Origin of the sequence: Cyclobacterium sp., assembly GCF_014762705.1 — a bacterium.
GTDB lineage: Bacteria > Bacteroidota > Bacteroidia > Cytophagales > Cyclobacteriaceae > Cyclobacterium.
This window is the reverse complement of sequence record NZ_JABURL010000110.1, coordinates 31,117-56,638: the sequence shown is the minus strand read 5'-3', so window position 1 is coordinate 56,638 and position 25,522 is coordinate 31,117. Positions and strand designations below refer to the sequence as shown.

The following is a 25,522-nucleotide window of genomic DNA, read 5'->3' as shown; positions in this document are numbered from 1 at the left end:
ATAATATATGTATTTTATTATGTGCAATCAATACATTATTTTTTCAGTAAATAAATCTAATATTGTGATAATTAGAAATATATTAAAAATACGAGACAAGGACATTAAGTTTAAAGGTAACACATATACTAAAGTTAACGGAAAATATCTTGAACTTTATAATATTAGACTATTGATAATCCTTAGAATATTAGATGAACTTTTTAATGATAGAACAGAATTTTTAAATTCTTTGTATAAAATAAAAGAAACTAAAAATAATAATATTTATATTGAAAATAAGGACTTATTTTTTAATCTTCTACTACCATTCCTCACATATGAGAAACATAAATGGGAAATATCAAAAGAGGAAAACGGAACACTCCAGTTTGACGATTTAATAATTGAATGGAAACTTACTAAATTAAATAGTGATCCTTCTGGCCGAAGTATATACTTTAATCCAGAATATAAAATTTTAAAGAATGGGGTTCTCATGGGGGCAAATGAAATTAATTTCTTTTTCTTTCTTAAAAAAACTATCGAAGTAATAGACCAATATAATTTAAACTGGTATAAATAAGTATATAGGTTAAACAAGAATTTATTTCATTAATTTGGATAACTATAGAAGTAGAGATAAAATAAATTACTATTTTTTTAATTTATCAAAAAAGTAGCCTACTTTTATTATATTTTAGTTCTAGCCCAACCATAGGCGTATTTCAAAATACAGTTTGAAATCTCAATCATGACCAATACTGCTTCTATTCTGTTAAAGTCGGTAATAGTATCTGAGTCATATTTGGTAAGGTATGTTCCAATAGTGGAGTTTTCTGAATCAACTTTCACAATTGGATTATAAATATGCTTTGAGCTGAAGTGAATATAATCTGAGGTATGTTTGTAAACATCGTTGATCCAAGGATATGATTCGGAGGCTTTCTCTCTTAAATACCAATCCTTAAGAGCTTGTTTTTGATTTTCTTTATCGAAGAATTTCTCAACCTTTTTTCCTTTCATTACTTCATTGGCAAATTCATGTGGATTTTTGACCAAATGAGCCGCAAATAGTCGAAGGAAATTGTCCAGATAGGGTCTAACAAGATGAGACGCAGCCAAATAATTTTTAGAATCTAACAGGATCATAAAACCTTCAATCAAAGAAAGGGCTCTGGAATAGGTGCCATTCAAATAAAAATCAAAATGGAAAACTTGTCCACCGGATAATTGACTTGTACGAGCCATCAATAAAAATCTATGTTCATAGCTTTTTAAAATTTCTTTGAACGCAAAAAGGTATTGAGCTAAATCCTCTCCTTTATAGTCTCCTGGTACTCCAAGGTCTGTTATCAGAAATGGGGTCCAAAAAGCAAAACTTTCAGGCTTAACTATTTTATTTGAGTGAATTAATATTCCATAGGCTGTTTTATCGTCATTCTCTAAAAACTGGCCTAAAGTCCATTTTCTGAAATCAGTGATCCTTTCATCTGATAGGATTACAATTTGCTCGATATCAGGGAGGTCGGATGTTATTTCTCGCCAGTTTAGCATTTGCTTGAAAATTTAATGGTAAGCGACCTGGTACAAGTACTTTATTGAGTCCTCCACCCTATTCTTTAATTTCAGAAGCTGATCATAGGAATATTTTCCAGCGGAACCATGGGTCCCATTATTAAAATCTCGAAAGAGAAGCATGATATCCTCGATGTCAGCTTCAGTGAAATCGGCCAAGGCATCCCGCTGATTTCGGTGAAGTAGGTATTCAATTTTAGACCTTCTTGAAGGTTTTCCATTTTCAGTTAATTTTATTCTTGGATAATTTTCTTTGACTTCTTCATCCGATGCTTTCAATTCGATCAGCTGAACAATCACCTCTCTGGAACTGGTGCAAAAATGTCGTGCAGCATCCGGATTTTGTGGGTTCAACGAGAATATGGCTCCCTTCCATCTATTGTCTAGATCTTCAGATATTCCTTTTAGTTCATTGGATATGGAGGATGTTATGGCTGGTCCTAAGAATTGACTTGATTCAGCCGGTACCTGCAATGATTTTGAAAGTTCAGCACTATTAGCAGCTTCTCTTTCGGCTAAATCTACCCAATCCCCATACCTATCATTCAAATAACCAGACTCAAAGCGATTATCAAGTTCTTGGTAACTTTGATAGAGTCTGTAAGAGGATGTGGTAGTAGCGGAATAACGGATAGAAGTCTGTGAATTCAGTCTAGCTATGGCTGAATTTAACCGTTGTCGATTCGCTTTTACTCTGGCATTATGTTGCCTAACTGCTTGATTGTAATTGTTCACTGCATGGGTAACTTTCCTATTGTATTCTCTAACTTTCTGATTGTAGCGATTTACAGCAGATCGTTGTTTATTTTGAATCTGAGTTAATTTACTTCGAAGTTGTGAAGCATTGAATTTTTTGGCCATGTTATTTTCATTTAGTGGTTAGTTAAAGAGAATAAGAGAAGGGGCTTTACCCCTTTGGTGGAAATGGATCGTTTCCGAATGAATCCCGTTCCCGGATTTGTCCATTTTTTCCATGGATCAATAATTCGGATTGCTGTTTCTGTGCTATTTGCCGAGCTATCTGAATAGCCTCCCGTTGCGTCGCGGTAACCATTGTTACCTTTCCGTTTCCTTCACCTCTGACAGCCCAGCCGTCTGAATGGGTGACTACGTGTTGATTTTTACCTTTTGCCATTTTATGTGTTATTTTTGTTGGTTGACAAATAACAAATATAAAACCATATTTGTCAATCAAGCTCCAAAATTGAAAAATTAAGATATTTCACTGATTTTAAGTCATTTTGTCAGTGAAAAACTCCTGTGGTGTCAGTGACCGTTTGTCATAAATAATTGACGAATATATGAATAATTTATATATTCGTAAACTCAAACTCTACATTTGCGTTATATCTATTAAATAAATTTAACATTTCAAATACAATGAAATATTTAGCCGAACGTCTCAAATCTGCCCGTTTGATGAATGGCTTATCCCTTCAAGGTTTGGCAGACCGCATTCATAACTTTGTCACCAAACAGGCTTTGAGCAAATATGAGCAAGGACAAGTAGTGCCCGATGCTGAAATGATTGGCATACTAGCAGATGCCCTCCATGTCAGGCCGGATTATTTCCATACCAATACTGAAGTTGAGTTTGGTGTAATAGAATTTCGCAAATTGAAAAATTATCCAAGTAAGGAGAAAAGCCGGATTGTGGAAATTGCTAAAAATGAGCTCAGTCGCTACATTGAGCTAGAGGAAATATTGGGTATAGAAACCAAATTTGTAAATCCTTTGGAAAGTATGGTTATTGACTCACATGAAGCTATCGAAAAAGCCGCCGAAAAGTTAAGGGAAACTTGGGGTTTGGGTAGAGACGCAATATCGAATGTAGTTGAGCTGTTGGAAGACCATCATGTGAAGGTTTTGGAAATTGAATCTACTGAATCATTTGATGGATTTTCCACTTGGGTCAATGGAAAAGATATTCCGTTGATTGTTTTAAATAAATCCAAATTTGAAAATAAACTGGATAGAAAACGCTTTACCGCCCTTCATGAATTAGCGCACCTCCTATTGGATGTGAACGGGCTTGAAGAAAAACAGAAAGAAAAATACTGCCATGCCTTTGCCGCAGCCATGTTAATTCCTGAGAAGACCATGAAAATTGAACTGGGTGGTAAAAGGTTCAAACTTTCTTTTCAAGAACTTTCTGCGATAAAACAACAGTATGGTATATCCATGCAGGCTTTGGTTTACAGAGCCAAGGACCTTGGATTAATATCCGAGAATTACCTCAAACAGTTTTACATTGTCTTTACCCAGTTAGGATATCGATCCAGTGAGCCGGTGGCCTATGAAGGCGTAGAGCACTCGAATCGGTTTTCCCAACTTTTGTTCAGGGCACTGGCAGAAGAATTTATTAGTATCAGCAAAGCAGCTGCATTGAATAATCAGAAGTTGGCGGAGTTTAGGAAGGAAAACCTGGTTATCTGATGAGAATTGCTGTTACCGACGCATGTATCTTTATTGATTTGATTGAACTGGATCTTATTTCCGATTTTTTTCAATTGGAACTTCAGCTTCACACGACAGTTGATGTAATGAATGAATTGTTCCAAGAACAAAAGCAGGTGTTGGTAGCATACCAAAAGGTAGAAAAGTTAATTGTCCACATCCTAAACGAAGAGGACTTTTCAAAAATGGATAAAATGGCTTTTCCAAAAGGCCTTTCCCCCGAAGATCGATCGGTAATTTACGTGGCATTCGGTCTTGAAAACGGTATCGTTCTTAGTAGCGATAAGCTTGTGAGAAAATGTGCAGAAAGACATTCCTTAGAATATCACGGACTTTTTTGGATTTTCGATCTTCTAGTCACAAATTGCATTTGTTCCAAGGCTAAAGCAGTATCTAAAATACAAAAGCTTTTGACTATTAACACAATGTATGCGAGCACAAAGACTAGGAAAGAAATTGAAGTTAGGGTGCGGAAGTGGAGTTAGAAAATTTACTTTAGTCTAGAAATGGTTATAAGTATTCCTTATTAACCAGTGCATAATAAGGATGGGACTTATTGAAAATCCACTGTACCTATGTCTCACTTTTAAAGAGTCACTGTTGGAGGTGATGAAGAGCTCGTTTTTGTTCCAGTATCGATGGAATATGCGTTTACTTTCCTTCCAAGAGTTTCTCCAACCTAACCATCATCTCATCCTTCTCTTTTAACATCCGCTCGTACAGAGCAATTTTTTCTTCGTTCAGTTTTTTGATTTCATTCAATGCCTCTAACCATTTTTCTGAGGTATTGATGGTTGGGTTGATCTGGAATAATTGCCCTGTTGCATTGTCATTAACAGTAGTTACGGTATTAGCAATAATATTCACCGCCTGCTCCTCGTCAAAATTCTGAATGGCTTCCACGGGGATTTTTAAGATTTCGGAAACCTGGGCCAAGATGGCATCTTCCACCGTTTCCTTTTGCTCAAGGAGTGAAATTTTCTTTTGGGACCAGTCGGCACCCAGTTCATGGGCCAGGGCTTCCTGCTTGATCCCCAGCATTTCACGGAACCGCTTGATATTACGGCCTTGATGGATTTTTCCTGGCATGTTGTTACTATCTGTCATTGATCAAAATTAACCATTTCCTTAGATATGGCTCTAAGGTAATAAGGGATTTTTTAATAAAATATCCGTAGAAGGGATAATTTATGCTGGTGACCATCTGGAATTGGTTGGGATTTTCATCTTTTTTCCCCACCACCCTTTCATATTCAGAAAATAAGTTATGCTTTATCAGAATAGGGTAGGGGTCAGGGATTTTTGAATTTTGTAAGACTGCATCAAAGTTGACCGCAAATAGAGAGTGGCCTCCATTTAACCGAAAGCCTGGATGTTAAGATGAATATGACCTTAGACGAGTTGATTATTGAGTTGATACTCCAGGACCTGAAACACAATCAGTTGATTTTGGGCCTGGACAGGTTGAATCTGGATGCCGGTTACAGTCATTATTTAGGTATTTTGGATCTGACTCAAAAGTTGATGGGGATTCCCGAGGAATTCATAGATGATTTTTCGACTACCTATATGCGTTATATGCAACGTTGTCTGGAATTTCCGATAACTCGTTCCGGGGAAGAGCTGCGGGAGTTGGCGGTGGAATGTTATGAGAATTTGAGCGCAATGATGGTCCGGTAATTGTTTTCATAGCTAAGTCAGGATATTTTGGGGCTTACCCTATGGGTCGGGCTACCGCGATGCTTCCATTCCAATCTTTTTTCCCCTGCGCTTCCCTTCCAAAAAAGGATTTCCATTGCTATCCCTAAGCCAAATAGCAGAGGGCAAGGTAAAACGTAGCCATTTTATTTGTAAATTTAATACTTACCATTAAGAGGAAACCATGTGTGGCAGATACTCCGAAAAACAAGACCTTAAGATTATTGAGGACCAATTGAAGTTGAGGTTGTCCGAAAAGGCAAAAAACTGGAAGCCTTCCTTCAACATTGCTCCTTCGCAAATGGCTCCGGTGGTCACTTCGGAGAAGCCTGATGAAATAGATATCTTTCATTTCGGTTTGGTACCCCATTGGGCAAAAGATAAAAAAGTAGGTTACAAAATGATCAATGCCCGCTCAGAAACCCTGCTTGACAAACCCTCTTATAAACCCCTTTTAGTAAACAACAAAAGATGCCTGGTACTGGCGGACAGTTTTTTTGAATGGAAAAAGAAGGAAAAAGGAAAGCAGCCATTCCGGATTTACCTTTCCGAACGGGAGTTCTTTTTTTTCGCCGGGCTCTGGTCGAGTTGGAAAAATCCTAATGGGGAATTGTATAATTCATACTCAATTATCACCACCGCTCCAAATGCACTAATGGAAAAAATTCATGACAGAATGCCAGTGATTTTGACCAGGGAAGAAGAAAAATTATGGTTGGATCCCGATCAAAACCCCAAGGATTTGCTAAAATTGTTGAACGCTTATCCGGCCGATTCCATGGAGGCCTACGAAATATCCAGTGAAGTTAACAAACCTGGCAACAATCACCCTGGAATTCTTGATCCGGTTCCGGAATAGATTAATTAGGCCTCTATGCACTATCATTCAGTTTTTCTGTATAAGTTGGATGGGGTATTCTTCTTTTATCTTTTACCAGGGAATTCAAATTACAGGATCTTTAACAGCCGTTCGTCCATGGCCTTCAAATTCCCCTATTTTCTATAGCTGGATAAACCCTTTTACTGTAAAGGACCATTCCTCGATTCCTTTTATTGTAGGCTTTTCCAATGCCATGACCTATACTGTTCCCGGTTGTGAATTATGATCCATGCAAAGATGGGGGCAGCGGTACACCCGCAAAGGATACGCTTCGCCCGATCAAAAAAATGGGGTTTTCCAAAGGAAGCCTTCCACCATTTTTTTGCCCGTCCCTTGGCTTGGGAGTCCCTGGCAGCCCCCGTTCTCTTGGGCATAATCAAATTTCAAACCTTAAACAGTTAAAGTCATGTCACAATTTGAAAAAACCTACATCGGCAAAGGAACCCAGGTAAAGGATCTGAACATCATCCGTGTATCCATCTCCAAAGAAACACTGGAGGAAATCTTAAAAGGCCACATGGTCGACTACGATGGCAGGGAATACCTGGTATTTGAAGTCGCCTCGCTGAAAGAGCCGGATCAATATGGAAAAACCCATACGGCCTATATCAGCAAAAAGGTAACTGCTCCGAAAGGGGGGAAGGCCAGGAAATCAAAAACCTGAAAGGAAGCCCTTAGGGGCTTTTTTTGGTTTAGGAGCCTGGATCAATGGATATGCATATTTTCAGAAATAGTGATATACCAGAAGCGGAGATTACTTTTGAAATACTCATTTTTGGAAGAGATTGTTAAACAGAGAAGAAGGTTGCTGGTGAGAAAAAACTGAATTTTAATGTTTAAATTATTAACGCAAAAAAGTTAATTTAATAAACAATGAAAGCCATCTCCCTGATCGTAACGCAGTTGAAAAACAGGCAAGCCCAGATTGAACGGAAGATCAACCAGCTGAGAGACCAGAACCTGGATCAATTGAAAGATTGGAAAAAGGAAAAAAGCTAAATGAGCTGATTCAAAAAATCCTGCGAGCCATCGAAGGAGACGACTTGATCCTGGCCGGTATGCACATCAATGAATTGGAAATAGAAGGATTGAAACTGGACCTTTGATGGTATTTCTGCTTTTGGGTTATTGAAAGAAAAATTTTACTGGACCCGATTATTAGTGACCTCTTTGTTCCAGTTTCCTTAGAAGCTCTTCATTTCTTCGCTCCAGTTCCCTGGTCTTTCTGTCGGAATTGTATTCCTTCGGTTTAGATAGGGAATAGATAAACCAAACCCACACCGAAATTGCCACTATCAGACCTGGCCATTCGTTCTCGCTGCCCAGGGCACCGAACATGGCTACCATGCCAATAAAGGACACAAGGATAAGTTTGATGATAAATTTCATGGCTTCAACAGTTAAAGACTATACCTTAATTTAACCAAATTTTGGCTGAAATAAAAGTATTTTAGTTGAAAATATTTATATTAATTAACTTATTACCAATTGATTAAGTTGTGTCGCCAAAAAAGTGCTAGTTGGTGTTTAGTTTGTGATTTAAATTTAAAAGGGAAGGATTGCTATTTCAACAGGGCAGGGGAGTGGTTGAAGTTTATTTGAAAACTCGAACATAAAATTATTTCGACTTAATATCCCCAATGAGCTTCTCCAGCTAAAAGATAATAAAATCCAAGTAAAACAGAATAGCTTGGAATTTCAACCCTTTGACATATCCGAAGAAAAAAAAAATTACAAATAGCCCCAGAATTAGCCCCACATTTAAAAAGAAGAACCCTAACAGCTTATAAATTAAGCCATTAGGGTTTCTTCCTGCGGAATGGACGGGACTCGAACCCGCGACCTCCTGCGTGACAGGCAGGCATTCTAACCAGCTGAACTACCACTCCAATATTTTATATTTCAAAGTTCGAACCAGCGTCCTTCCCGATGAGTCGGGACATTCTAACCAGCTGAACTACCACTCCAATATTTTATATTTCAAAAGTTCGAACCAGCGTCCTTCCCGACGAGTCGGGACATTCTAACCAGCTGAACTACCACTCCAATATTTTATATTTCAAAAGTTCGAACCAGCGTCCTTCCCGACGAGTCGGGACATTCTAACCAGCTGAACTACCACTCCAATATTTTATATTTCAAAAGTTCAAACCTTTGACCGTCCGGACTTGCCTGAAAAGGTAAAAGTACCAGCTATTATTTTCGGTGTTTATAAGGTTGAATTTTTACTTAATATTTTGTCTCTTTTCTACTTCTCTTTTGAAGTGATGCAAAGGTAGGTTTTTGTTTTTTTTCTCACAAGGAGACGATGAAAAAAATATCCCGAAGGTTTTTATTACTTTCATTTTCAATGAGATTGATTTTAGATTTAAGGTCCTTTGGTATAATAGTTTTGGATCCAAACCTGATTATCCTTGAAAAGTAAGAATTTATCCAAGCCCACATGTTGTTTTAAAAATCTTCTTATTACCTATTTTTAACCCCATTTTCGTCTCCATTCTAAAAAAAATTTCTATCTTAAAGCATCTTATATTTTTCTCAAAATAAATTGTCAGGTAGTGAAAGAATCAGAATTACATCAGGAAATCCCATTTTTTAAAAGTCTCCAGGAATATCTCAGGGAGTTTGTATATGGTGGAATAGATGGGGCGGTGACGACCTTTGCGGTGGTTGCCGGGGCAGTAGGAGCAGGGCTCGACCCCCTGGTCATTATTATTTTGGGCTTTGCCAATCTCTTTGCCGATGGGCTGTCTATGTCTATTGGCGCATACCTTTCCTCAAAATCAGACAAGGAAAATTTCCAGAAACATAAAAGTATTGAATATTGGGAGGTGGAACACTTGCCCGAAAAAGAAAGAGAAGAAATAGAAGTAATCTATAAAGAGAAAGGATTTGAAGGCGAATTACTTCAACAAGTGGTCGATGTGATCATTTCGGACAAAGACAGGTGGGTAAATGAAATGATGAAGGACGAACTGAATATGATGGAAGAAAATAAAAGCCCCCTGAAAATTGGACTGGCAACTTTGATTTCCTTTATTGCCGTGGGCTTCATTCCACTTACAGTTTATGTGTGGGACTATTTTTATACCACCAGGTTTGATGTCTTTTTCTGGACTTGCCTGCTCACTGGATTGGCTTTTTTGGTGGTTGGGTTCTTGAAAAGCTGGGCCAATCAAACAGGGCTTTTAAAAAGTGTAATAGAAACACTTTCATTAGGGTTTATCGCAGCTCTGGTAGCATATTATGTCGGAGACCTTCTTGAAGCTTTTTTGCTGCAATAAAAAAAGGAGCCAATGACCTTCAGAGACTCCGTTATGGGTTTATATTAACTGACTGCAGCTATTTTTTTGGCAAATTGCCCTACTGAGTAAGTATTTAATTGTAAATTATTTTTAAACTTAACAAAAAGAAATGGAAGGACAAGGCCCCAATAAACTTATATTTTAGAAAAAATGTAAAAAAATATAAAATTCTATAATAGGTAATATTATAAAATTATATTTTGTAAAAATGTTCCAGAGTATTGCTTATAAGTGTTTAAAATACAATTAATTTAAATTTTCCCTGCCGTAATTTTTCACCAATGAGCCTTTGAAAAAATATTGTAGCATACATTATATGCTTTGATTTTTCTATTAAAAAAAGAAAATATTCCGGTAGGGTCTTCTCCTATTAAAAGGGGGAAAATGGCTGCTAAATAGTTGGGTAATTAGTAAGTGATGGTTAATGTAGAAGCACTTTTCCCCGAATTAGTAGTTATTCTGCGATGAAACCCTGTCTGATTAGGAAATCAGTGGTTTCTTTTATGGTTTGTTGGTAAATATCATGGTTTTTATAATTGAAAAAACCATGTCCTTCTCCCTCATAAAGAATCAATTCACAATAACTTCCCACTTTTTCCATCACCATTTTGTAGTATTGAGCTGTGATTACAGGTATCAACCGGTCTTCTGTTCCTAAAAAGAAAAGGGTGGGAGGGGCTCCTTCGGTAATGTTGTGGATGGGAGAGAATTCCTTGTATTGTGCTCCAATCCGCTCATAACCATACCCCCCAGGACCATTGTCAATGACCGGATTGAAAAGCACCAGGGCAGCAGGTTTTGGATCAGGGTAGTTTTCCTGAGAAGTATCTAAGCTTTTGGTTAGGGCAGTCGCTGCAGCCAAATGACCTCCTGCCGATCCTCCTGAGGCGACGATTCTGGAGCTATCAATACCCCACTTTTCAGCATTTATTTTGAGGTATCTCATTGCTGCCCTGGCATCCTCCAATGCCTCGAAAGGGCTGGTTTGATGCCTAGAACGGACCCTGTAATCTGCCAAAACGGTAACCATTCCCTTTTGGGCAAAATATTCCGCATGTGGTCTGAACTGCTCTGTAGAACCACCGTTCCAACCGCCTCCAAAAAAGAATATCATTGCCGGCCTTAAAGAGTTTGTGTCGTCCGGAATATAAATCTCCAGACCCAAGCTGTCTTTTGAGGCGATTTTGTACACTTCTTTGATGGTATCCTGGGCAAAAGAAAATGAAACAGTAAGTAAGAAAAGGAATAAGAAGCCTATGGCTTGAAATGAGATATTTTTACTATTCATGTGATAATGGTTTGAAACTTCAATCCCTGATGTTTGATGAGGTGCATTGCCTCTGCGGCTTTTTCGATACCGTGCGCTACTCTTCTGTCAAACAACTTTTTGGTAGAAACCAGGCTGTCTCCAAGATAACCGGAATCAGGCTGGATAATGATGGTTTTGAAGGCTTTTAGTTTTTGATCCGTCCTTCTCCGGAGTTTGTAATTAAAATTATACAGAGACTGATCCTCTCCAACCTGATTCAGGATATCATTGATTCTCAGGTATTCCCTGATGTCGTTGTTGAATATTTCATTGAGACTGATATCGGTCAAAGCCCTCAGCGCTATTTGAGCAATATTGGCTTGCTGATAATTGCCCGGGATAGGCTCGTGTGCGTTGCAATTAATAATCATTAGGGTATAATCATGTTCCGGATCCCGGTTTATATCTTCCAAAACATCTCCCAGGGGAGATACATTTTTGATGCCCCCGTCTATCAGTTGTTCAAGCCTTCCCTTGCTGGTGTGTATGGTGGGAACAGGCTCCCAAACAATGGGGATGGCCGAGGATGCCAGGACCCCTTTTTGAAAATCCTCATCTGAGGAAAATTCCTGGCTTTCAACAGCATGGTATTTCCCATCATTCAAAGAGACAAACCCGCATCGGAAAAGCCTATCCTTTACATTGGCCCTTTTTAGCAGGCCTTCAAGTTTTTTTCCAAGAGGGGCATTGTCTGCCAAAGCCTTAAATTCACTAAAGTTAAGGGTAAAGCTTTCAGCTGCCTGATCCAAGGTTTTCCGCAAAAAATCCCGCTGCTTTTTATTGGAAAAAATCAAGGGCAATATTTTCCAAAAAGATAGATCGGGCTTAAAATCCGGGATGAACTTTTGAAATAAAATTGCAGGATTAATTTTGAAAACTACTTCTTCGGAGCTGGATTGGGTATCAATGAAATCTGAAGTGTAAATTTCTTCCACGCCATTGGTCCTGACCTTAGACCAGATCTCACTCAACTCATCAAATTGATTGCTGGCTATTAATGCGCCATTCAGTGAGCCTACCGAAACCCCTGCTACAATATCAAAATTCAGGGGATCCCGGTCACAACCCAGGGTTTTCCAATGGTCCCTGAGATAATTCAAAGCACCAATCTGGAAAGCCCCATTGAAGCCACCCCCACTTAAAACCAAGGCTAATTTCTTCATTTTAGAAATTGCGAAAAAATAAGTTAAAATGCAATTTTATATTTCAGAATTATTGGATCTTCTTCATCAGTTAATCTTTGAATGCTTTGCAGGAGTTTATTTTCATGTTTCCCAAAATAAGACTTATCCAATGCTCTTTGCCAATCCTCTTGTTGCATCACCTGATAAAAATATCCATCTCTGGAATAACTTTTATTCCGTACATCCATTAAAGCTTTGGCAATCTTTTTCATACCTGTATCAGGATGGATAAAAACATCATAAAAAGGAAATGTGGAAAGGTCATCCCGGTTAAAATCAGGGTTTTTCTGTATTCCGTAGGCCAATAATTTCAGGGTCCCATCGCTAATAGAGATATGGCCTGTATTAAAGGCGTAATTTTGTGAAAGCAAAACTTTTTCCATAAATGCCCCGCCCTCCAGTTCAAAATCAACTTGATCTATGCTTTTGTCACCAAAATCAAGGGTAGTATAAATTGTTGTAGAATCTTCATGATAATGGTAAATGGTGTCGGAAAGCCCGAAACTTAATAAATGACGATCTTCCATTTGGGCGAGTAGTCCAGGATTCAATTCTCCACTATATGGCAGGCTGGAAACAGGGAGGGTTTTGGAGTTTTTTGAATCCAGTTGAATTTCGTGGAATATCTTATTTCTTTCATTCCCTGAAGGCTCTGACGATATCAAGAATCTATTAGGGGAAATAAATGAAACTGTAGGTACAAAGTCAAAGTCTCCTAATTGTATTTGCTCCTTAAACTCAAATGCCGGAAGGCCGTACTTAACAATTGTTCCTCTCCCTGTATTGATATACAAATCATTATTTTCCACCATCAATCCATGCAAGGATGGATATTCTTCCGGGCCATCTCCTTTCCTGTTCCAACTCCTGAGGTGATTTCCTGCCAAATCAAAACAGTGGATGGATAAGTCATTGTGGCATCTACTGGCATAGTAAAACTTGTCATTGACGACCAATTCGTGAACCCTGCAGGAAAGGTTTATCAAACTGTCCTTCGGGGCAAGTAAAGGAATAAATTCAACATCAGATACACAGTCTTCAAAATTGAAAAGCGAAGTCTCATCCAATAAAATGGAGGAGGTAGAGACTATGTTTTTTTCCTTAGGTTGGCATTGGATTAAAAGCCATGCCAGAAAAAAAATGATCGTAAGGGGACCATTAATATTCCTGAATTTATTAATTGGGTCCTGCTTTGGCAATTCTTTCATCAACATGGTCTTTAAATTTCTCAAAATTCTCACGAAACAGATTTACCAACTTAGTTTTAATTTTTGAAAATTGTTTCTGGTCTTTCCAGGTATTCTCCGGAACCAATATTTCTGAAGGAACATTGGGACAACTCAAGGGAATCTCCAATCCGAATTCTTCCTCCCGCTGGGTTTTCACGGCATCAAAATCACCATTGTGAATGGCATCTAAAATGGCACGGGTATATTTAAGTTTTATCCTGGAACCAACGCCATACGCTCCACCACTCCATCCGGTGTTGACCAACCAGGCTGAAACATTGTATTCCTTCATTTTTTTGGCCAGTAGTGTGGCATACCGGTTGGGATGCCACATCATAAAAGCCGCTCCAAAACAAGCACTGAAAGTGGCCTGAGGCTCTTTGATACCCATTTCTGTACCCGCAACTTTGGCGGTATATCCCGAAATAAAGTGATAACTGGCTTGTTCGGGATTGAGTTTGCTCACGGGAGGCAGCACCCCAAATGCATCACAGGTAAGAAAAATGATGTTTTTAGGTGGTCCTGCGATACAGGGGATTTGTGTGTTATTGATAAAATCAATGGGGTAGGAGGCCCGGGTATTTTGGGTAATAGAGGTGTCGGAATAATCTACTTCCCTGGTTTCAGGATCAAATACTACATTTTCCAGTATGGTGCCATACCGAATGGCATTGAAAATATCCGGTTCCTTTTCTTCGCTCAAATCAATGGCCTTGGCATAACATCCCCCCTCAATATTAAAAACCCCATCCCGGTGCCAGCAATGTTCATCATCCCCGATGAGTTTTCGTCCGGGGTCTGCACTGAGGGTTGTTTTGCCGGTTCCGGATAAGCCGAATAACAAGGATACATCCCCTTCATTGCCTACATTCGCCGAACAGTGCATGGGTAAAACCTCTTGCAAAGGCATCAGGTAATTCATAATCGAGAATATACCTTTTTTCATTTCTCCGGCATATTCTGTTCCCAATATGACAACTTCTTTTCTTTCCAGACTTAATCCGATACTGGTTTTCGATGTCATGGTTGTGGTAAAATGATTTGCAGGAAAACCGCCCGCATTAAAAATGACGTAATCGGGTTCGCCAAAAGAATTTAATGCTTCTTTTTCAGGCATGATCAGCATGTTTTGCATAAAAAGGGCATGATAAGCTCTGGTACATATTATCCTGATTTTCAACCGATAATTGGGGTCCCAGCCTGCGAATGCATCCACCACATACAAGTGTTCTCTTGTATTGAGGTAATCAATGGCCCTTTCTCTGTTGACCATAAAGGTATGTTCATCCATACCATAATTAACAGGTCCCCAGTCAATATTTTTTTCAGAAGCAGGGTGCCTCACCACCCTTTTGTCTCTTGGGCTTCGGCCTGTTTTCTTGCCTGAATAGACCATTAGGGCTCCCTTACTTGAAATAGCAGAACCCTTTTCAAGTTTCAAAGCCGATTCATATAAGATGGCCTTTTCACTATTTCTCAAGATATTAGTAACTTCAATGCCGTAAGCCTGTAAATTAAACTCCATAAATAATATTGGTTTTTATTATTTGGGATTTGAAAATACAACCTTATCTTAAAATTATCAAAAAAAAATGTGAAAGGATGATATGTATCAGGCTTTCACAATTTTTTGTAATCCAATGAATCTACATTTTACCCCTTAGCATTTGGTTCCAGTAAAGATAAGGCAAGCCGTATTTTTTCAGCAACCACATGGGGTACAATTCCTTAGAGGTATCAAAAATTTTGCTTAAAATGGGATCACTATCCCTTACATTATCATACTTAAATTCAGCCAGAACCATTTTACCATATCCGGTTACGAGAGGGCAGCTGGAATATCCTTCATAGATTTTTTCACCCAATTTATTGTTTTTGACCAGATGGAGCAAATTGCTCACCACAACTGGTGCTTGTTTCCGAATTGCAGCACCTGTTTTGGCTGTGGGAAGGGCCGCTACATCTCCTAAAGCAAAGATCTCCGGGTAGTCAAGATGTTGTAAAGTATTGATATCCACCTTAACCCACCCTTTGGAGGGGCCCTCCTGGTATGCTATTTTTGATTGTTGAATGAATTTTGGCGCTTCCTGTGGAGGTGCCAGGTGAAGCATGTCGTAAGGCATTACGATCTCGGTGTCCCTGACAACTTCCTCGTTGATCCGATTGTCTTCAGTTCCTACGCAACTGTTAACACCGGATTGTGAATATTTAAAATGGATTTTTTTGTTTTTTGAGTCAATCTTAATGGGCGTATAAAATGGTTTGAAATAGATGTCTCTTTCCTGTATAATCTTGTTCAGGGTCTTTGCAAAATCTTTAACCCCGAAAATAACAGTACCAGGGGTGGCAAAAATTACGTTTGACTTGTTTCTCAAACCATTTTTGCGGAGATAATCCTCCGCCAGATACATAATTTTTTGTGGGGCCCCACCACATTTGATGGGGGTGGCAGGTTGGGTAAATACTGCATTGCCACCCTTAAAATTGCGTAAAACTTCCCAGGTATATTCCGGATCTACATAATTGGAGCATACCCCTTCCTTGCCAAGACTGTCTCTCAATCCTTCTATTCCATCAAGATTCATTACCAATCCCGGTGCGACAACAAGGTATTCGTATCCAATTTGACCTGAAGCCGCTGTTTTAACTGTTTTTGTCTCAGGGTCAATAGCCGTTGCCGCATCTTTGATCCAATCTACTCCTTTAGGAATATAGTTTTTCTCTTCCCTGATGGTTTTCTGCATATCGAATGTACCAGCCCCAACCAAAGTCCAGGCAGGTTGGTAATAATGTTTATCAGAGGGTTCAATTAGTCCTATTTGTAAATTTTTGTCAGCTCTTTTCAATCTGGCAGCAACCATGATCCCCGCTGTTCCTCCTCCGATAATTAGAATTTTATACTTTTTCATTTGGTTTTTTGGTTTTATAAGCTTAAAAAAATGAAATAAAAACAAATTAGTATGTAATAAAAATCACAAAACTTATCAAAGTCCATATGTTTTGGTATTTTTAAAGAATTGGAATTAAGAGGAAAACCAGTCAGTTGTAATTTGAATTTTGTACGTTTAAAAAAACACATTCATGAATAATTTAATTATTTCGAGTAGCTAATCCATGAAGTGTTAAACATCTGACTGTTAACAGCACACATTTTTATGGGCTTTAGTGAAATCAAAGAATTCCAGTGGATAAAGCCTGACTTGTTAATTATAAACCCCAGCCCCGAATAAAAAAAATGGAAAGCTCTGCTTCATTTCAAGAAATGGTCAAGGATGCCTTATCCAGTTCTTATAAGCATCCCTATGTGATCATTGATAAAAGCCAGCAAATCCTAAAGACAAATGGAGATACGCGTTCATTCCTTTTATTTTCAAAAAAGAAGGAGAATGTCAATTTACTGGAAGCCATAAAACCTGAATTAAGGCTGGAAATCAATGAATTGTTAGCCAGGGCGATTGAAAAAAACAGCAGTGAAAGTGGGAAAATAAACAGACTTTCTTTTTCCGGTGGATTATTTCCAATTCGGATCATTGTCAAGCCACTTGTTTCAGGCAAATCAACTCAAACCTACTTCCTGATTATTTTTGAAAAGTTGGATGTAGAGGGCTTTACAAATGGAAAGAATGATCTGGTTTCACCGAATTCTGATGAAAATACGCTCAGCTACCTGAAAAAGGAATTGAAAAACGCCAAATTGGCGCAGGAACGGACCGAAAAAAATTTGAATAGAATCCTGGAACAGTCAATGGACGTATTTTGTACCCTTGATGAGACAGGAAAGTTTCTTTGGTTGAGTGAAGCTGCCATAAACCTTTTAGGATACCGTGCAGAAGAATTAAAAGGAAAATCATTTTTGGAATTGGTATCTCGGGAAAATAGGTTCAAAAGTCTACGGGCTGCTCTGGAACTGATGAAAGGAAAATCCGATATTAGTTTTGAAAATAGTCACATTAGAAGTGACGGTTCGATTATCCCCATCAATTGGTCAGCACGCTGGTATCCTGATGAAAAAATTGCCTATTGTTTAGGCAGAGATGCTACCAGCCAAAAGGAGGCAGCATCCAAATTGAAGACCAATGAGGCCTTGCTTTCTGAGGCCCAGAGAGTGGCCAATATGGGGAGCTGGAATTTTGATTTCAAGCAACAGCAGTTGATATGGTCAGATGCATCCTATGATGTATTTGGGCTTAAAAAGGAGACCTTTTCGGTCAATTATCGTTCTTTTTTGGATTTGGTTGTTGAGGGATACCAGAGCATGGTAGCCCATACTTATAGACGGTTTAAGGAAACGGGCGAGCCATTTTCCATCAGTTATCAAATACTTACAGCCGATGGGGAAGAACGGATAATAGAAGAACAAGGCTACAGTGAAATCGACGAGGATGGAACTATTGTCCGGCTTTTTGGAACGGTTCAAAACGTTACAGAGAGGAAAAAGGCGGAAGAGGAAATTAAATCCAGCAATCAACGATTCAAATATGTTACTCAGGCCACTTCAGATGTGATATGGGATTGGGATCTCCAGGCAAAACGGGTTTATTGGGGAGACAATTATCAGGAAATCTTTGGTGAAATTCCTTCCTATAATCACCTGCCGGATGTAGAAAAAGTAGTCAAAAGACTTCATCCGGAAGAAATAGCCAATGTCATAGAATCATCAGCCCGGGTGGTGAAAAGTAAAGAAAACCATTGGGCATATGAACACCGATACCTAAAGTCAGACGGGTCCTATGCCTATGTAAGCAATAAAGCTTTGGTTATCAGAGGGTCCAACGGCAGGGCTATAAGGGTGATTGGGGCCATGCATGACATCACCAAAAGCAGGAGAGAAAGTATTCAAAAGCAATTTTTATCTGAGATCAGTCAAATATTTAAAAGAGAAAAAACCTTACATTCAAGCCTGGTTTCACTGCTCTCACATTTAATGAATTTCGGGAAATTTCAAATAGGGGAGATTTGGTTGTTGAACACCACCAGTGAGCGATTGGATTTATTCGCCCATCATGCAGACCAAAAGCGGAAGGAATCATTTTACGGTAGAATGGAAAAAGAGGTCCAGCTATCAGAAGGAGAAGGCTTGCCTGGAATGGTTTGGCAATCAAAACAAATGGTCATTTGGGATGATATTTATAAGAAAGAGAGCTTTATTCGTAGAGAAGCTGCACTAGCATCAGGTTTACTTTGTGCTTTTGGAATCCCCCTTAGTCACTATGGGGAATTTACCGGTGTGTTGTTGTTAGGCTCAGTGACAACAGTCGATAAACTTTTAATCCATAAACCCCTTTTCAAAGAGCTGGAGGATTTTCTTGGAAGCGAGATTCAAAGAAAAGAGTTAGAGGAGCAATTGATAAGGATTTACGATGCGGCTCCCGAGATTGTTTGTGTGGCTGGATTTGACGGATTCTTTAAGAAGGTTAACCCTTCCATGTGTTCTCTTCTGGGGTATTCCGAGGAAGAGATTCTCAAAACACCCATCATTGATTTTACCCACCCTGAAGACAGGGAAAAAACCCAAAATGAATTTGCAGCGCTGAACGGTGGGATCGGACACCTAAAATTTGAAAACCGGTTCCTGACCAAATCAGGTAAAACGCTGTGGCTTTCCTGGTCCACTAATATTTTTCAGGAGGAAAAAATCACTTACAGCGTGGCCAAGGACATCACAGAACAAAAGGAACTGGAATTGCTGTTGGACAATGCTACCAAACTGGCCAAAATTGGTGGTTGGGAGATAGATCTGATGAACAAATCGTTTTTTTGGTCCTCAATGACTAAGGAGATTCACGAAGTTCCGGCAGATTTTTTACCTGATTTGGAAACAGGGATCAATTTTTACAGAGAAGATGCACGGGAAGAGGTGAAATCAATCATCCGTAAAGCCATTCAGGAAGGGAAAGCCTTTGATTTTGAAATACCCCTGGTTACGGCAAAGGGGAATGAAAAGTGGGTCAGGGTGATTGGAAATATGGAGTACAGGGATGGGAGGTGTGTAAGAATATACGGTAGTTTTCAGGATATACATGCCAAGAAGTTGGCAGAGATGCGGCTTCAGGTTACTGCCGACAACATTCCCGGGGTTATTTTTAAATACCACCTTTATCCGGATGGATCTGATAAAATCACCCAGCTCACCAAAGGAGCCTATGACCTGTATGGTTATTCCCCAAGGGAATGTGTGGAAAATATTAATCTTATTTGGGATCAGACAAAAGCCGGCGGTGATTTTGAAGCGGTAAGGGCCAGTATTATGAAATCCGCTAAGCAAATGGAAAGGTGGCACTGTCAATACAGGTCAAAAAGGCCAGATGGAAAAATTCTTTGGCATGAAGGTTTCGGGACGCCACAAAAACAGCCGGACAATAGTATCGTATGGGATTCCCTGATCATTGATATTTCCGAGAAGAAAAAGCTCGAAGATTTACTGGCCCGAGCCAGCAAACTGGCCCGAATTGGTAGTTGGGAAATGGAGACCAGGGAAGGTGCAGGAAAAACAATGTATTGGTCCCCTTCAACCAGGGAAATATATGAAGTCAATGAGGCCTATTCTCCGACTTTGGCTAAAAACCTGACATTCTTTAAAGGAGACAGCAACAGAAAAATCAGGGAAGCCATTGAAAAATTAATTCAAACAGGGGAGGAATACGACCTGGAACTGATGATAGAGACTGCCAGGGGAAATAAAAAATGGATCAGAAGTATTGGCCAATCCGAATGGTTTCGTGGAAAATGCCAGAAAATTTACGGAAGCATACAGGATATTCACCTGAGGAAATTGGCGGAGGAGAAACAAAGAAAACTTTTGCAAGAAAGGAATAATACCCTTGAAAGTATTGGGGATGGTTTTTTTGCTGTGGATAAGGATTGGATCATTACTTATTGGAACAGGAAGGCGGAACAAATCCTGGGTAAACCTAAAGAGGAGGTCTTGGGTGCCAATCTTTGGGAAATTTATCAGGATAAAGCTGCCAGGGAATTTTTTCCGGAATATAGCCGAGCCATGGAGAAACAGGAGGTGGTTAATATAGAACGCTATTACCGTGGGCTGAATATATGGGTGGAAATCAGCATTTATCCTTCTGCTGAGGGTTTGTCTGTTTATTTCAAGGATGTTACAGAGAAAAAACTGGCATTTGAAGCTGTTAAAACTTCTAATGAAAGGTTTAAATTGGTCAATAAGGCCACCAATGATGCGATTTATGATTGGAATATTTCCACGGGAATTACGCTTTGGGGCGACGGTTTTGAGAGGATCCTTGGCTACAAAGCGGAGAATTTCACCCAATTGGATCAGTTTATAGCAATCATTGCCCCCGAGCAAAGGGAAGGCTTTAAAAATGATCTCAGTAAATCATTAAAACAAAAAGATTCCAGCATTTGGGAAAGAGAATATGTTTTAAATAAGAAGGATGGAAGTATGGCTGAAATTCTGGAAAGGGGCTATATCCTTAGGGACAAGAAATCCGGTGAAGCACTTAGGATGGTTGGTGCCTTAAATGACATCACCCAGAGAAAGGTCTACGAAAATTCACTCAAGCAATTGAATACCGATTTGAAAAAATATGCCAGGGATCTGAGCAGGTCCAATGCAGAACTGGAACAATTTGCTTATATCGCCTCCCATGACCTTCAGGAGCCATTACGAATGGTGACAAGCTTCCTTACCCAACTAGAGAAAAAATACGACAAGGCCCTGGATGAAAAAGCACATCAATACATCCATTTTGCCGTAGATGGAGCTAGAAGAATGCGACAAATAATTCTCGATTTATTGGAGTTTTCCAGGGTGGGACGCATGGATGGAAGACTTGTGGAGCTGGATGTAGGCAAACTGCTGGAAGATGTATTGCACCTGCAAAGAAAATCAATTGAAGAAAAAAACGCTTCTTTTGCTATAGATCCCATGCCGGTCATCAAGGCTTTTCGTTCCCCAATGGTTCAGATTTTTCAAAACCTCATAGAAAATGCGTTGAAGTATAATAGAAAGCACATTGAACTAAAAATCAACATTAAAGCAATTGAACTGCCCGATGCCTGGCAGTTCTTGGTAGAGGATAATGGAATAGGCATAGAAAAGCAGTATTTTGACAAAATATTTGTCCTGTTTCAAAGACTGCATAAATCCGATCAATATGCGGGGACTGGAATGGGGCTGGCAATTGTTAAAAAGCACGTAGAAAACCTAAATGGCAACATTTGGGTTAATTCGGTAGTCGGCAAAGGGACGGATGTATATTTTACCATTCCCAAAAACCTTGAAGAAAAGGAAGTTTTGGGCTAAAAATAAAATAGGGTCTATGGAATCCATTTGATATGCTTGAAATTTGGTTTGCGTTTTTGAAGAAATGCATCCCGACCCTCCTTGGCTTCATCTGTCATGTATGCCAGACGGGTAGCCTCTCCGGCAAATACCTGCTGTCCCACCATTCCATCATCAGTCAGGTTAAAGGCAAATTTCAGCATTCTAATTGATGTTGGGGATTTGGCCAATATTTCCTGAGCCCATTCATAAGCCGTGTTTTCCAAAGCTTCATGCGGAATCACCGCATTCACCATTCCCATGTCATATGCTTCCTGGGCCGAGTAATTTCTACCTAAAAAAAATATTTCCCGGGCCTTTTTTTGTCCTACCATTTTGGCAAGATAAGCAGAACCGTAGCCTCCATCAAAACTGGTAACATCGGCATCCGTTTGTTTGAAAATGGCATGTTCTTTACTTGCGAGGCTTAAGTCGCATACCACATGAAGGCTGTGACCACCCCCAACAGCCCATCCCGGAACTACAGCAATGACAACCTTTGGCATAAACCGGATCAGCCGCTGAACTTCCAGTATGTTTAACCGGTGCATGCCGTCTTCTCCCACATAGCCCTGATGACCCCTGGCTTTTTGGTCTCCACCACTACAAAAGGAAAAAACGCCATCTTTGGGGGATGGCCCCTCTGCAGACAATAATACAACGCCAATACTAGTGTCCTCACGGGCATCCAGAAAAGCATCATACAATTCAGAAGTGGTCTGGGGCCGGAAAGCATTTCTCACCTCTGGCCGGTTAAAAGCGATTCTTGCTACGCCACCACATTTATTATAAGTAATATCCTTGTATTCCTTTACTTTTGTCCAGTTGATCATTGATGGGATAATTTAAGAGGGCAAGATAATAGGGGAAATTAATTTTTAGAAATTATTGGCAAAGTAATCCGCTGATTGGCCTCTTTTTGCTTATTTTGTTTTTTAAAACAAGCATGATAATTTTTGGCAATACTTCTTACACCATAGATCAAATCAAAGCAGGTGATAAAGGACCTTTGCCTTCTGAGTTTGAGCAGGGCTTTCAATTTTGCCGGCAATGGTTAAATGGGCAGGATCGCTTTAGTTTACAAACCTCAGGATCCACCGGCGCACCGAAGATCATCGAAGTATATCGAAAACAGCTTTTATCCAGTGTCAACGCAACCAGGCAATTTTTCAGGGTTAAAAAGGGTTGGAAATTACTCTGTTGCCTGGATTTGGATAAAATAGCCGGTAAAATGATGTTGCTGCGGGCTTTGGAATGGGAAGCGCATTTATTGGTACAACTCCCGGCCGCCAATCCATTGGAAAATTTGACGGAAGTAGATTTTGACTTTGCGGCCATGGTGCCACTTCAGGTAGAGGCTTGTTTAAACAATTCCCGAACAGCGGAAGCATTGAATAAAGTAAAGCATTTAATTGTTGGTGGTGCCTCCATATCCATTTCTTTAAAGGAGGCTTTAAGTAAGCTAAAGGGCAGTGTGTATCAAAGTTATGGGATGACAGAAACTGTTTCCCACATTGCCCTGGCCAATGTGAAAAAAGCTGGTGCTTTGGTTTACCAGACTTTGCCAGGAGTGGAATTGAAAATTGATGATGAACAGCGGCTGCAGGTCAAAGCCCCCATGACAGGAGATCTATGGCTGCTGACCAGTGACATAGTACAAATGAAAAGTTCAAATTCCTTTATTTGGAAAGGCAGGGCGGATTTTGTAATCAATTCGGGTGGGATAAAAATACACCCTGAGGAAATAACCGCAAAACTCAGTGGACTTATGCAGGAATTTTTTCCAGGTAAAAAGTATTTTTTTACGGGCAGACCGGATCAACAATTGGGACAGTCCTTAATTGCAGTGGTGGAAGGGGTTGATGATGAGAAAGTGAGGCAGGCCTTCCTAAACCGGGCAAAAGCAATTCTTCCCAGGTATAAAAATCCAAAAGACATTGTTTTTGTGACCGAAATTAAATTAACTTCTTCAGGAAAAATAGATCAATTGCGTACTTTAGCAACATGGAAAAATTAATGGTTTTTATTTTCCTGGCTGCTTTTTTAAAACCCGAAGTACCAGACTCCTCCCTTAGCATTACGGTATATGTCACTGCTCAGCAAAAAGGCTTGATACAGTTATTGGTATTTGATTCCCCTGAGGGATTCCCAGATCAACCCCAAAAGGCCATCAGAAGGGAAGCGGTAAAAATCGAAAATGGAAAAGCTTTTTTTCATTTTAAAGATTTAAAAAAGGGAGAATATGCAATTTCCGCCTTTCATGACCAGGATGGCGACGGAAAGATGAGGAAGAATATTTTTGGTATACCCAAGGACCCCTATGGATTTTCCAATGATGTCAGGAATCCTTTTTCTCCGCCTACCTTTCAAAGTGCTGCCATTCAATTACCCACAGATGGATTAACCATAAGCTTCACCCTATTATGAGAATCAGCAAAACCCTGCAAATAACGGTTTCTATTATAGGGCTATTGGCAGCCCTGGTTTATATGTTTCATTTTTTCAATTTGGTATCTCATCCGTATATACCTGCTATTTGTGGTGGACTGCTCATAGCTTCTTACCTGTTCGGTATTTATGCCAAAAAGCAAAACCAAAAGTTTGACTGAAGCACTTGCTACTAGGAGGCAATAAAACGCCGAAAAAATAAAAAATTATGATGTTTGTCATATTTTTCCCTGACGGATGTGAGATGAGATCTGACAGCTGATAGGTATATTTGAATCAGTAATCCATACTTATTTTAATCCAAACCGCCATGAAAAAGCTATTGGTTCCCACTGATTTCTCTACTTATGCAGATGCTGCCCTGGATTTTGCCGTCCATCTGGCGCAAAAGGTGGATGCTGAAATATTGATCATGCATGTGATTCTGACCCCTGTCAACTGGGCCAAATTGACCAGGGAGCAAGAGAAACTCTATCCGGATACTTTGGAAGTGATCAAAAAGGCAAAAATTGAATTGAGCGCCAGAAAATCCAGGCTCAGTGCTTTAGGACTTAATGTCAGCGAGCTGTTGCATTTTAGCGATGGGAAGGAAAGAGTCATCCAATTTCTATCCCTTGAAAAAATAGATATGGTCGTCATGGGTTCCCATGGAAAATACGGTTTCAAATCCCATGTACTAGGTTCTAATACTTATACGGTTCTGAGAAAATCTGAAGTGCCTGTTTTTATTGTCAAACCTGGCGAAGAGGTCTTCAGCTTTAAAAAGGTGGTATTGGCTACGGATTTCAAGGAAAGTTCCGGCAAGGCCTTCCAAGTATTGGGAGATACCATTCGCTTACTGGGGGGAGAGGTTGAGCTGCTATATGTGAACACTCCCGCAAATTTTATGGAGGATCAGAAAATCAGAGAAATGGGAGCTCAATTTTTGGAAAAATTCGCTTTCTACACCCATGGTATCCATATTTATGGTGCCTATAATGTCGAAAGAGGAATCATACAATATGCTAAAGCAGAAAATGCAGATGCTGTGGCTTTAATCACACATGGAAAGACCGATTTGCAACAGCTTTTTTCTCCATCAGTAACAGAAAATTTGGTGACTTACCTGGATAAACCTGTAATCAGCCTAAATGTAACAACTAAAGATAAATAAAAAGGC

25 protein-coding genes and 1 tRNA gene are annotated in these 25,522 nt (G+C 39.5%); 14 read left to right on the top strand and 12 right to left on the bottom strand.

The features are described 5' to 3' along the window. Positions 1-64: 64 nt before the first annotated feature. Complete coding sequence (locus HUJ21_RS22125) at positions 65-565, top strand: hypothetical protein (protein ID WP_291372906.1); 501 nt, start codon at positions 65-67, stop codon at positions 563-565. Positions 566-672: 107 nt separating this feature from the next. Here the strand turns inward: HUJ21_RS22125 and HUJ21_RS22120 are convergent, their stop codons facing one another. Genes HUJ21_RS22120 through HUJ21_RS22110 form a run of 3 tightly spaced genes read right to left on the bottom strand, consistent with a single transcriptional unit; the run spans position 673 to position 2,692 of the window. Beyond that, a complete protein-coding gene (locus HUJ21_RS22120) occupies positions 673-1,536 on the bottom strand; it encodes a hypothetical protein (RefSeq protein ID WP_291372905.1) in 864 nt (287 codons plus the stop codon). A 12-nt stretch (positions 1,537-1,548) separates the two neighbouring features. Continuing rightward, positions 1,549-2,418 (bottom strand): hypothetical protein, encoded by an 870-nt coding sequence (locus HUJ21_RS22115; RefSeq protein ID WP_291372903.1) that lies wholly within the window; start codon positions 2,416-2,418, stop codon positions 1,549-1,551. Between the two features lie 46 nt (positions 2,419-2,464). Beyond that, a complete protein-coding gene (locus HUJ21_RS22110; RefSeq protein ID WP_291372902.1) occupies positions 2,465-2,692 on the bottom strand; it encodes a DUF2188 domain-containing protein in 228 nt (75 codons plus the stop codon). A 245-nt stretch (positions 2,693-2,937) separates the two neighbouring features. Here HUJ21_RS22110 and HUJ21_RS22105 point away from each other — a divergent pair, with 245 nt between their 5' ends. Further along, positions 2,938-3,993, top strand: coding sequence for an XRE family transcriptional regulator (locus tag HUJ21_RS22105; RefSeq protein WP_291372900.1), 1,056 nt, complete (start codon positions 2,938-2,940; stop codon positions 3,991-3,993). Beyond that, positions 3,993-4,499, top strand: a complete 507-nt coding sequence (locus HUJ21_RS22100) for a PIN domain-containing protein (protein ID WP_291372899.1) — start codon at positions 3,993-3,995, stop codon at positions 4,497-4,499. The genes HUJ21_RS22105 and HUJ21_RS22100 overlap by 1 nt, the downstream gene beginning before the upstream one ends. 166 nt (positions 4,500-4,665) lie before the next feature. Here HUJ21_RS22100 and HUJ21_RS22095 read toward each other — a convergent pair whose 3' ends face one another. Beyond that, a complete protein-coding gene (locus HUJ21_RS22095) occupies positions 4,666-5,121 on the bottom strand; it encodes a helix-turn-helix transcriptional regulator (RefSeq protein ID WP_291372898.1) in 456 nt (151 codons plus the stop codon). 273 nt (positions 5,122-5,394) lie between these two features. On the opposite strand from HUJ21_RS22095, the gene HUJ21_RS22090 reads away from it, so the two are divergent. The 5 genes from HUJ21_RS22090 (at position 5,395) to HUJ21_RS22070 (ending at position 7,698) form a co-directional block, all read left to right on the top strand. After that, a complete protein-coding gene (locus HUJ21_RS22090; protein WP_291372897.1) occupies positions 5,395-5,694 on the top strand; it encodes a hypothetical protein in 300 nt (99 codons plus the stop codon). A 202-nt stretch (positions 5,695-5,896) separates the two neighbouring features. Further along, on the top strand, positions 5,897-6,571 hold the full coding sequence (locus HUJ21_RS22085) for an SOS response-associated peptidase (RefSeq protein ID WP_291372896.1): 675 nt from the start codon (positions 5,897-5,899) through the stop codon (positions 6,569-6,571). 427 nt (positions 6,572-6,998) lie between these two features. Beyond that, positions 6,999-7,256 carry a hypothetical protein gene (locus HUJ21_RS22080; protein ID WP_291372895.1) on the top strand — a complete coding sequence of 86 codons (258 nt, stop codon included), beginning with the start codon at positions 6,999-7,001 and terminating at the stop codon, positions 7,254-7,256. A gap of 209 nt (positions 7,257-7,465) precedes the next feature. Continuing rightward, positions 7,466-7,591 carry a hypothetical protein gene (locus tag HUJ21_RS22075; RefSeq protein WP_291372894.1) on the top strand — a complete coding sequence of 42 codons (126 nt, stop codon included), beginning with the start codon at positions 7,466-7,468 and terminating at the stop codon, positions 7,589-7,591. After that, positions 7,570-7,698, top strand: coding sequence for a hypothetical protein (locus HUJ21_RS22070; RefSeq protein WP_291372893.1), 129 nt, complete (start codon positions 7,570-7,572; stop codon positions 7,696-7,698). Before HUJ21_RS22075 ends, HUJ21_RS22070 begins: the two co-directional genes overlap by 22 nt. Before the next feature lie 52 nt (positions 7,699-7,750). Here HUJ21_RS22070 and HUJ21_RS22065 read toward each other — a convergent pair whose 3' ends face one another. Both HUJ21_RS22065 and HUJ21_RS22060 read right to left on the bottom strand, forming a co-directional pair. Next, positions 7,751-7,981 (bottom strand): hypothetical protein, encoded by a 231-nt coding sequence (locus tag HUJ21_RS22065; protein WP_291372892.1) that lies wholly within the window; start codon positions 7,979-7,981, stop codon positions 7,751-7,753. Between the two features lie 426 nt (positions 7,982-8,407). Beyond that, positions 8,408-8,481, bottom strand: a tRNA-Asp gene (locus HUJ21_RS22060). A gap of 669 nt (positions 8,482-9,150) precedes the next feature. Between HUJ21_RS22060 and HUJ21_RS22055 the strand changes: the two genes are divergently transcribed. Beyond that, positions 9,151-9,876 carry a VIT1/CCC1 transporter family protein gene (locus HUJ21_RS22055; protein WP_291372891.1) on the top strand — a complete coding sequence of 242 codons (726 nt, stop codon included), beginning with the start codon at positions 9,151-9,153 and terminating at the stop codon, positions 9,874-9,876. Between the two features lie 475 nt (positions 9,877-10,351). Here HUJ21_RS22055 and HUJ21_RS22050 read toward each other — a convergent pair whose 3' ends face one another. From HUJ21_RS22050 to HUJ21_RS22030, 5 genes are all read right to left on the bottom strand, one after another. Then, positions 10,352-11,185, bottom strand: coding sequence for an alpha/beta hydrolase (locus HUJ21_RS22050; protein ID WP_291372890.1), 834 nt, complete (start codon positions 11,183-11,185; stop codon positions 10,352-10,354). Then, a complete protein-coding gene (locus tag HUJ21_RS22045; protein ID WP_291372889.1) occupies positions 11,182-12,369 on the bottom strand; it encodes a patatin-like phospholipase family protein in 1,188 nt (395 codons plus the stop codon). The genes HUJ21_RS22050 and HUJ21_RS22045 overlap by 4 nt, the downstream gene beginning before the upstream one ends. A gap of 23 nt (positions 12,370-12,392) precedes the next feature. After that, positions 12,393-13,598, bottom strand: coding sequence for a 6-bladed beta-propeller (locus tag HUJ21_RS22040; protein ID WP_291372888.1), 1,206 nt, complete (start codon positions 13,596-13,598; stop codon positions 12,393-12,395). Beyond that, on the bottom strand, positions 13,567-15,144 hold the full coding sequence (gene pckA, locus HUJ21_RS22035; RefSeq protein WP_291372887.1) for a phosphoenolpyruvate carboxykinase (ATP): 1,578 nt from the start codon (positions 15,142-15,144) through the stop codon (positions 13,567-13,569). Before pckA ends, HUJ21_RS22040 begins: the two co-directional genes overlap by 32 nt. Positions 15,145-15,265: 121 nt before the next feature. Further along, positions 15,266-16,528: an FAD/NAD(P)-binding oxidoreductase gene (locus HUJ21_RS22030; RefSeq protein ID WP_291372886.1), complete on the bottom strand. Its 1,263-nt coding sequence runs from the start codon at positions 16,526-16,528 to the stop codon at positions 15,266-15,268. A 326-nt stretch (positions 16,529-16,854) separates the two neighbouring features. On the opposite strand from HUJ21_RS22030, the gene HUJ21_RS22025 reads away from it, so the two are divergent. Further along, on the top strand, positions 16,855-21,897 hold the full coding sequence (locus HUJ21_RS22025) for a PAS domain S-box protein (RefSeq protein ID WP_291372885.1): 5,043 nt from the start codon (positions 16,855-16,857) through the stop codon (positions 21,895-21,897). Positions 21,898-21,911: 14 nt separating this feature from the next. Here HUJ21_RS22025 and HUJ21_RS22020 read toward each other — a convergent pair whose 3' ends face one another. Continuing rightward, positions 21,912-22,748: a 1,4-dihydroxy-2-naphthoyl-CoA synthase gene (locus HUJ21_RS22020; protein ID WP_291372883.1), complete on the bottom strand. Its 837-nt coding sequence runs from the start codon at positions 22,746-22,748 to the stop codon at positions 21,912-21,914. A 113-nt stretch (positions 22,749-22,861) separates the two neighbouring features. On the opposite strand from HUJ21_RS22020, the gene HUJ21_RS22015 reads away from it, so the two are divergent. From HUJ21_RS22015 to HUJ21_RS22000, 4 genes are all read left to right on the top strand, one after another. Next, complete coding sequence (locus tag HUJ21_RS22015; protein WP_291372882.1) at positions 22,862-23,932, top strand: AMP-binding protein; 1,071 nt, start codon at positions 22,862-22,864, stop codon at positions 23,930-23,932. Continuing rightward, entirely contained in the window at positions 23,920-24,342 is a 423-nt protein-coding gene (locus HUJ21_RS22010; RefSeq protein ID WP_291372881.1) for a DUF2141 domain-containing protein, read from the top strand. The genes HUJ21_RS22015 and HUJ21_RS22010 overlap by 13 nt, the downstream gene beginning before the upstream one ends. Continuing rightward, complete coding sequence (locus HUJ21_RS22005) at positions 24,339-24,524, top strand: hypothetical protein (protein ID WP_291372880.1); 186 nt, start codon at positions 24,339-24,341, stop codon at positions 24,522-24,524. The genes HUJ21_RS22010 and HUJ21_RS22005 overlap by 4 nt, the downstream gene beginning before the upstream one ends. 149 nt (positions 24,525-24,673) lie before the next feature. Further along, the gene (locus HUJ21_RS22000; protein WP_291372878.1) at positions 24,674-25,516 is read left to right on the top strand and encodes a universal stress protein; all 843 of its coding nucleotides are present in this window, start codon (positions 24,674-24,676) and stop codon (positions 25,514-25,516) included. The last annotated feature ends 6 nt before the right edge of the window (positions 25,517-25,522 follow it).

Excerpts from the sequence above, each read along its gene's own strand:
- HUJ21_RS22120 (WP_291372905.1), bottom strand. The coding sequence starts at position 1,536 with ATGCTAAACTGGCGAGAAATAACATCCGACCTCCCTGATATCGAGCAA.
- HUJ21_RS22115 (WP_291372903.1), bottom strand. The coding sequence starts at position 2,418 with ATGGCCAAAAAATTCAATGCTTCACAACTTCGAAGTAAATTAACTCAG.
- HUJ21_RS22110 (WP_291372902.1), bottom strand. The coding sequence starts at position 2,692 with ATGGCAAAAGGTAAAAATCAACACGTAGTCACCCATTCAGACGGCTGG.
- HUJ21_RS22105 (WP_291372900.1), top strand. The coding sequence starts at position 2,938 with ATGAAATATTTAGCCGAACGTCTCAAATCTGCCCGTTTGATGAATGGC.
- HUJ21_RS22100 (WP_291372899.1), top strand. The coding sequence starts at position 3,993 with ATGAGAATTGCTGTTACCGACGCATGTATCTTTATTGATTTGATTGAA.
- HUJ21_RS22095 (WP_291372898.1), bottom strand. The coding sequence starts at position 5,121 with ATGACAGATAGTAACAACATGCCAGGAAAAATCCATCAAGGCCGTAAT.
- HUJ21_RS22090 (WP_291372897.1), top strand. The coding sequence starts at position 5,395 with ATGAATATGACCTTAGACGAGTTGATTATTGAGTTGATACTCCAGGAC.
- HUJ21_RS22085 (WP_291372896.1), top strand. The coding sequence starts at position 5,897 with ATGTGTGGCAGATACTCCGAAAAACAAGACCTTAAGATTATTGAGGAC.
- HUJ21_RS22080 (WP_291372895.1), top strand. The coding sequence starts at position 6,999 with ATGTCACAATTTGAAAAAACCTACATCGGCAAAGGAACCCAGGTAAAG.
- HUJ21_RS22075 (WP_291372894.1), top strand. The coding sequence starts at position 7,466 with ATGAAAGCCATCTCCCTGATCGTAACGCAGTTGAAAAACAGGCAAGCC.
- HUJ21_RS22065 (WP_291372892.1), bottom strand. The coding sequence starts at position 7,981 with ATGAAATTTATCATCAAACTTATCCTTGTGTCCTTTATTGGCATGGTA.
- HUJ21_RS22050 (WP_291372890.1), bottom strand. The coding sequence starts at position 11,185 with ATGAATAGTAAAAATATCTCATTTCAAGCCATAGGCTTCTTATTCCTT.
- HUJ21_RS22045 (WP_291372889.1), bottom strand. The coding sequence starts at position 12,369 with ATGAAGAAATTAGCCTTGGTTTTAAGTGGGGGTGGCTTCAATGGGGCT.
- HUJ21_RS22040 (WP_291372888.1), bottom strand. The coding sequence starts at position 13,598 with ATGAAAGAATTGCCAAAGCAGGACCCAATTAATAAATTCAGGAATATT.
- pckA (WP_291372887.1), bottom strand. The coding sequence starts at position 15,144 with ATGGAGTTTAATTTACAGGCTTACGGCATTGAAGTTACTAATATCTTG.
- HUJ21_RS22030 (WP_291372886.1), bottom strand. The coding sequence starts at position 16,528 with ATGAAAAAGTATAAAATTCTAATTATCGGAGGAGGAACAGCGGGGATC.
- HUJ21_RS22025 (WP_291372885.1), top strand. The coding sequence starts at position 16,855 with ATGGAAAGCTCTGCTTCATTTCAAGAAATGGTCAAGGATGCCTTATCC.
- HUJ21_RS22020 (WP_291372883.1), bottom strand. The coding sequence starts at position 22,748 with ATGATCAACTGGACAAAAGTAAAGGAATACAAGGATATTACTTATAAT.
- HUJ21_RS22015 (WP_291372882.1), top strand. The coding sequence starts at position 22,862 with ATGATAATTTTTGGCAATACTTCTTACACCATAGATCAAATCAAAGCA.
- HUJ21_RS22010 (WP_291372881.1), top strand. The coding sequence starts at position 23,920 with ATGGAAAAATTAATGGTTTTTATTTTCCTGGCTGCTTTTTTAAAACCC.
- HUJ21_RS22005 (WP_291372880.1), top strand. The coding sequence starts at position 24,339 with ATGAGAATCAGCAAAACCCTGCAAATAACGGTTTCTATTATAGGGCTA.
- HUJ21_RS22000 (WP_291372878.1), top strand. The coding sequence starts at position 24,674 with ATGAAAAAGCTATTGGTTCCCACTGATTTCTCTACTTATGCAGATGCT.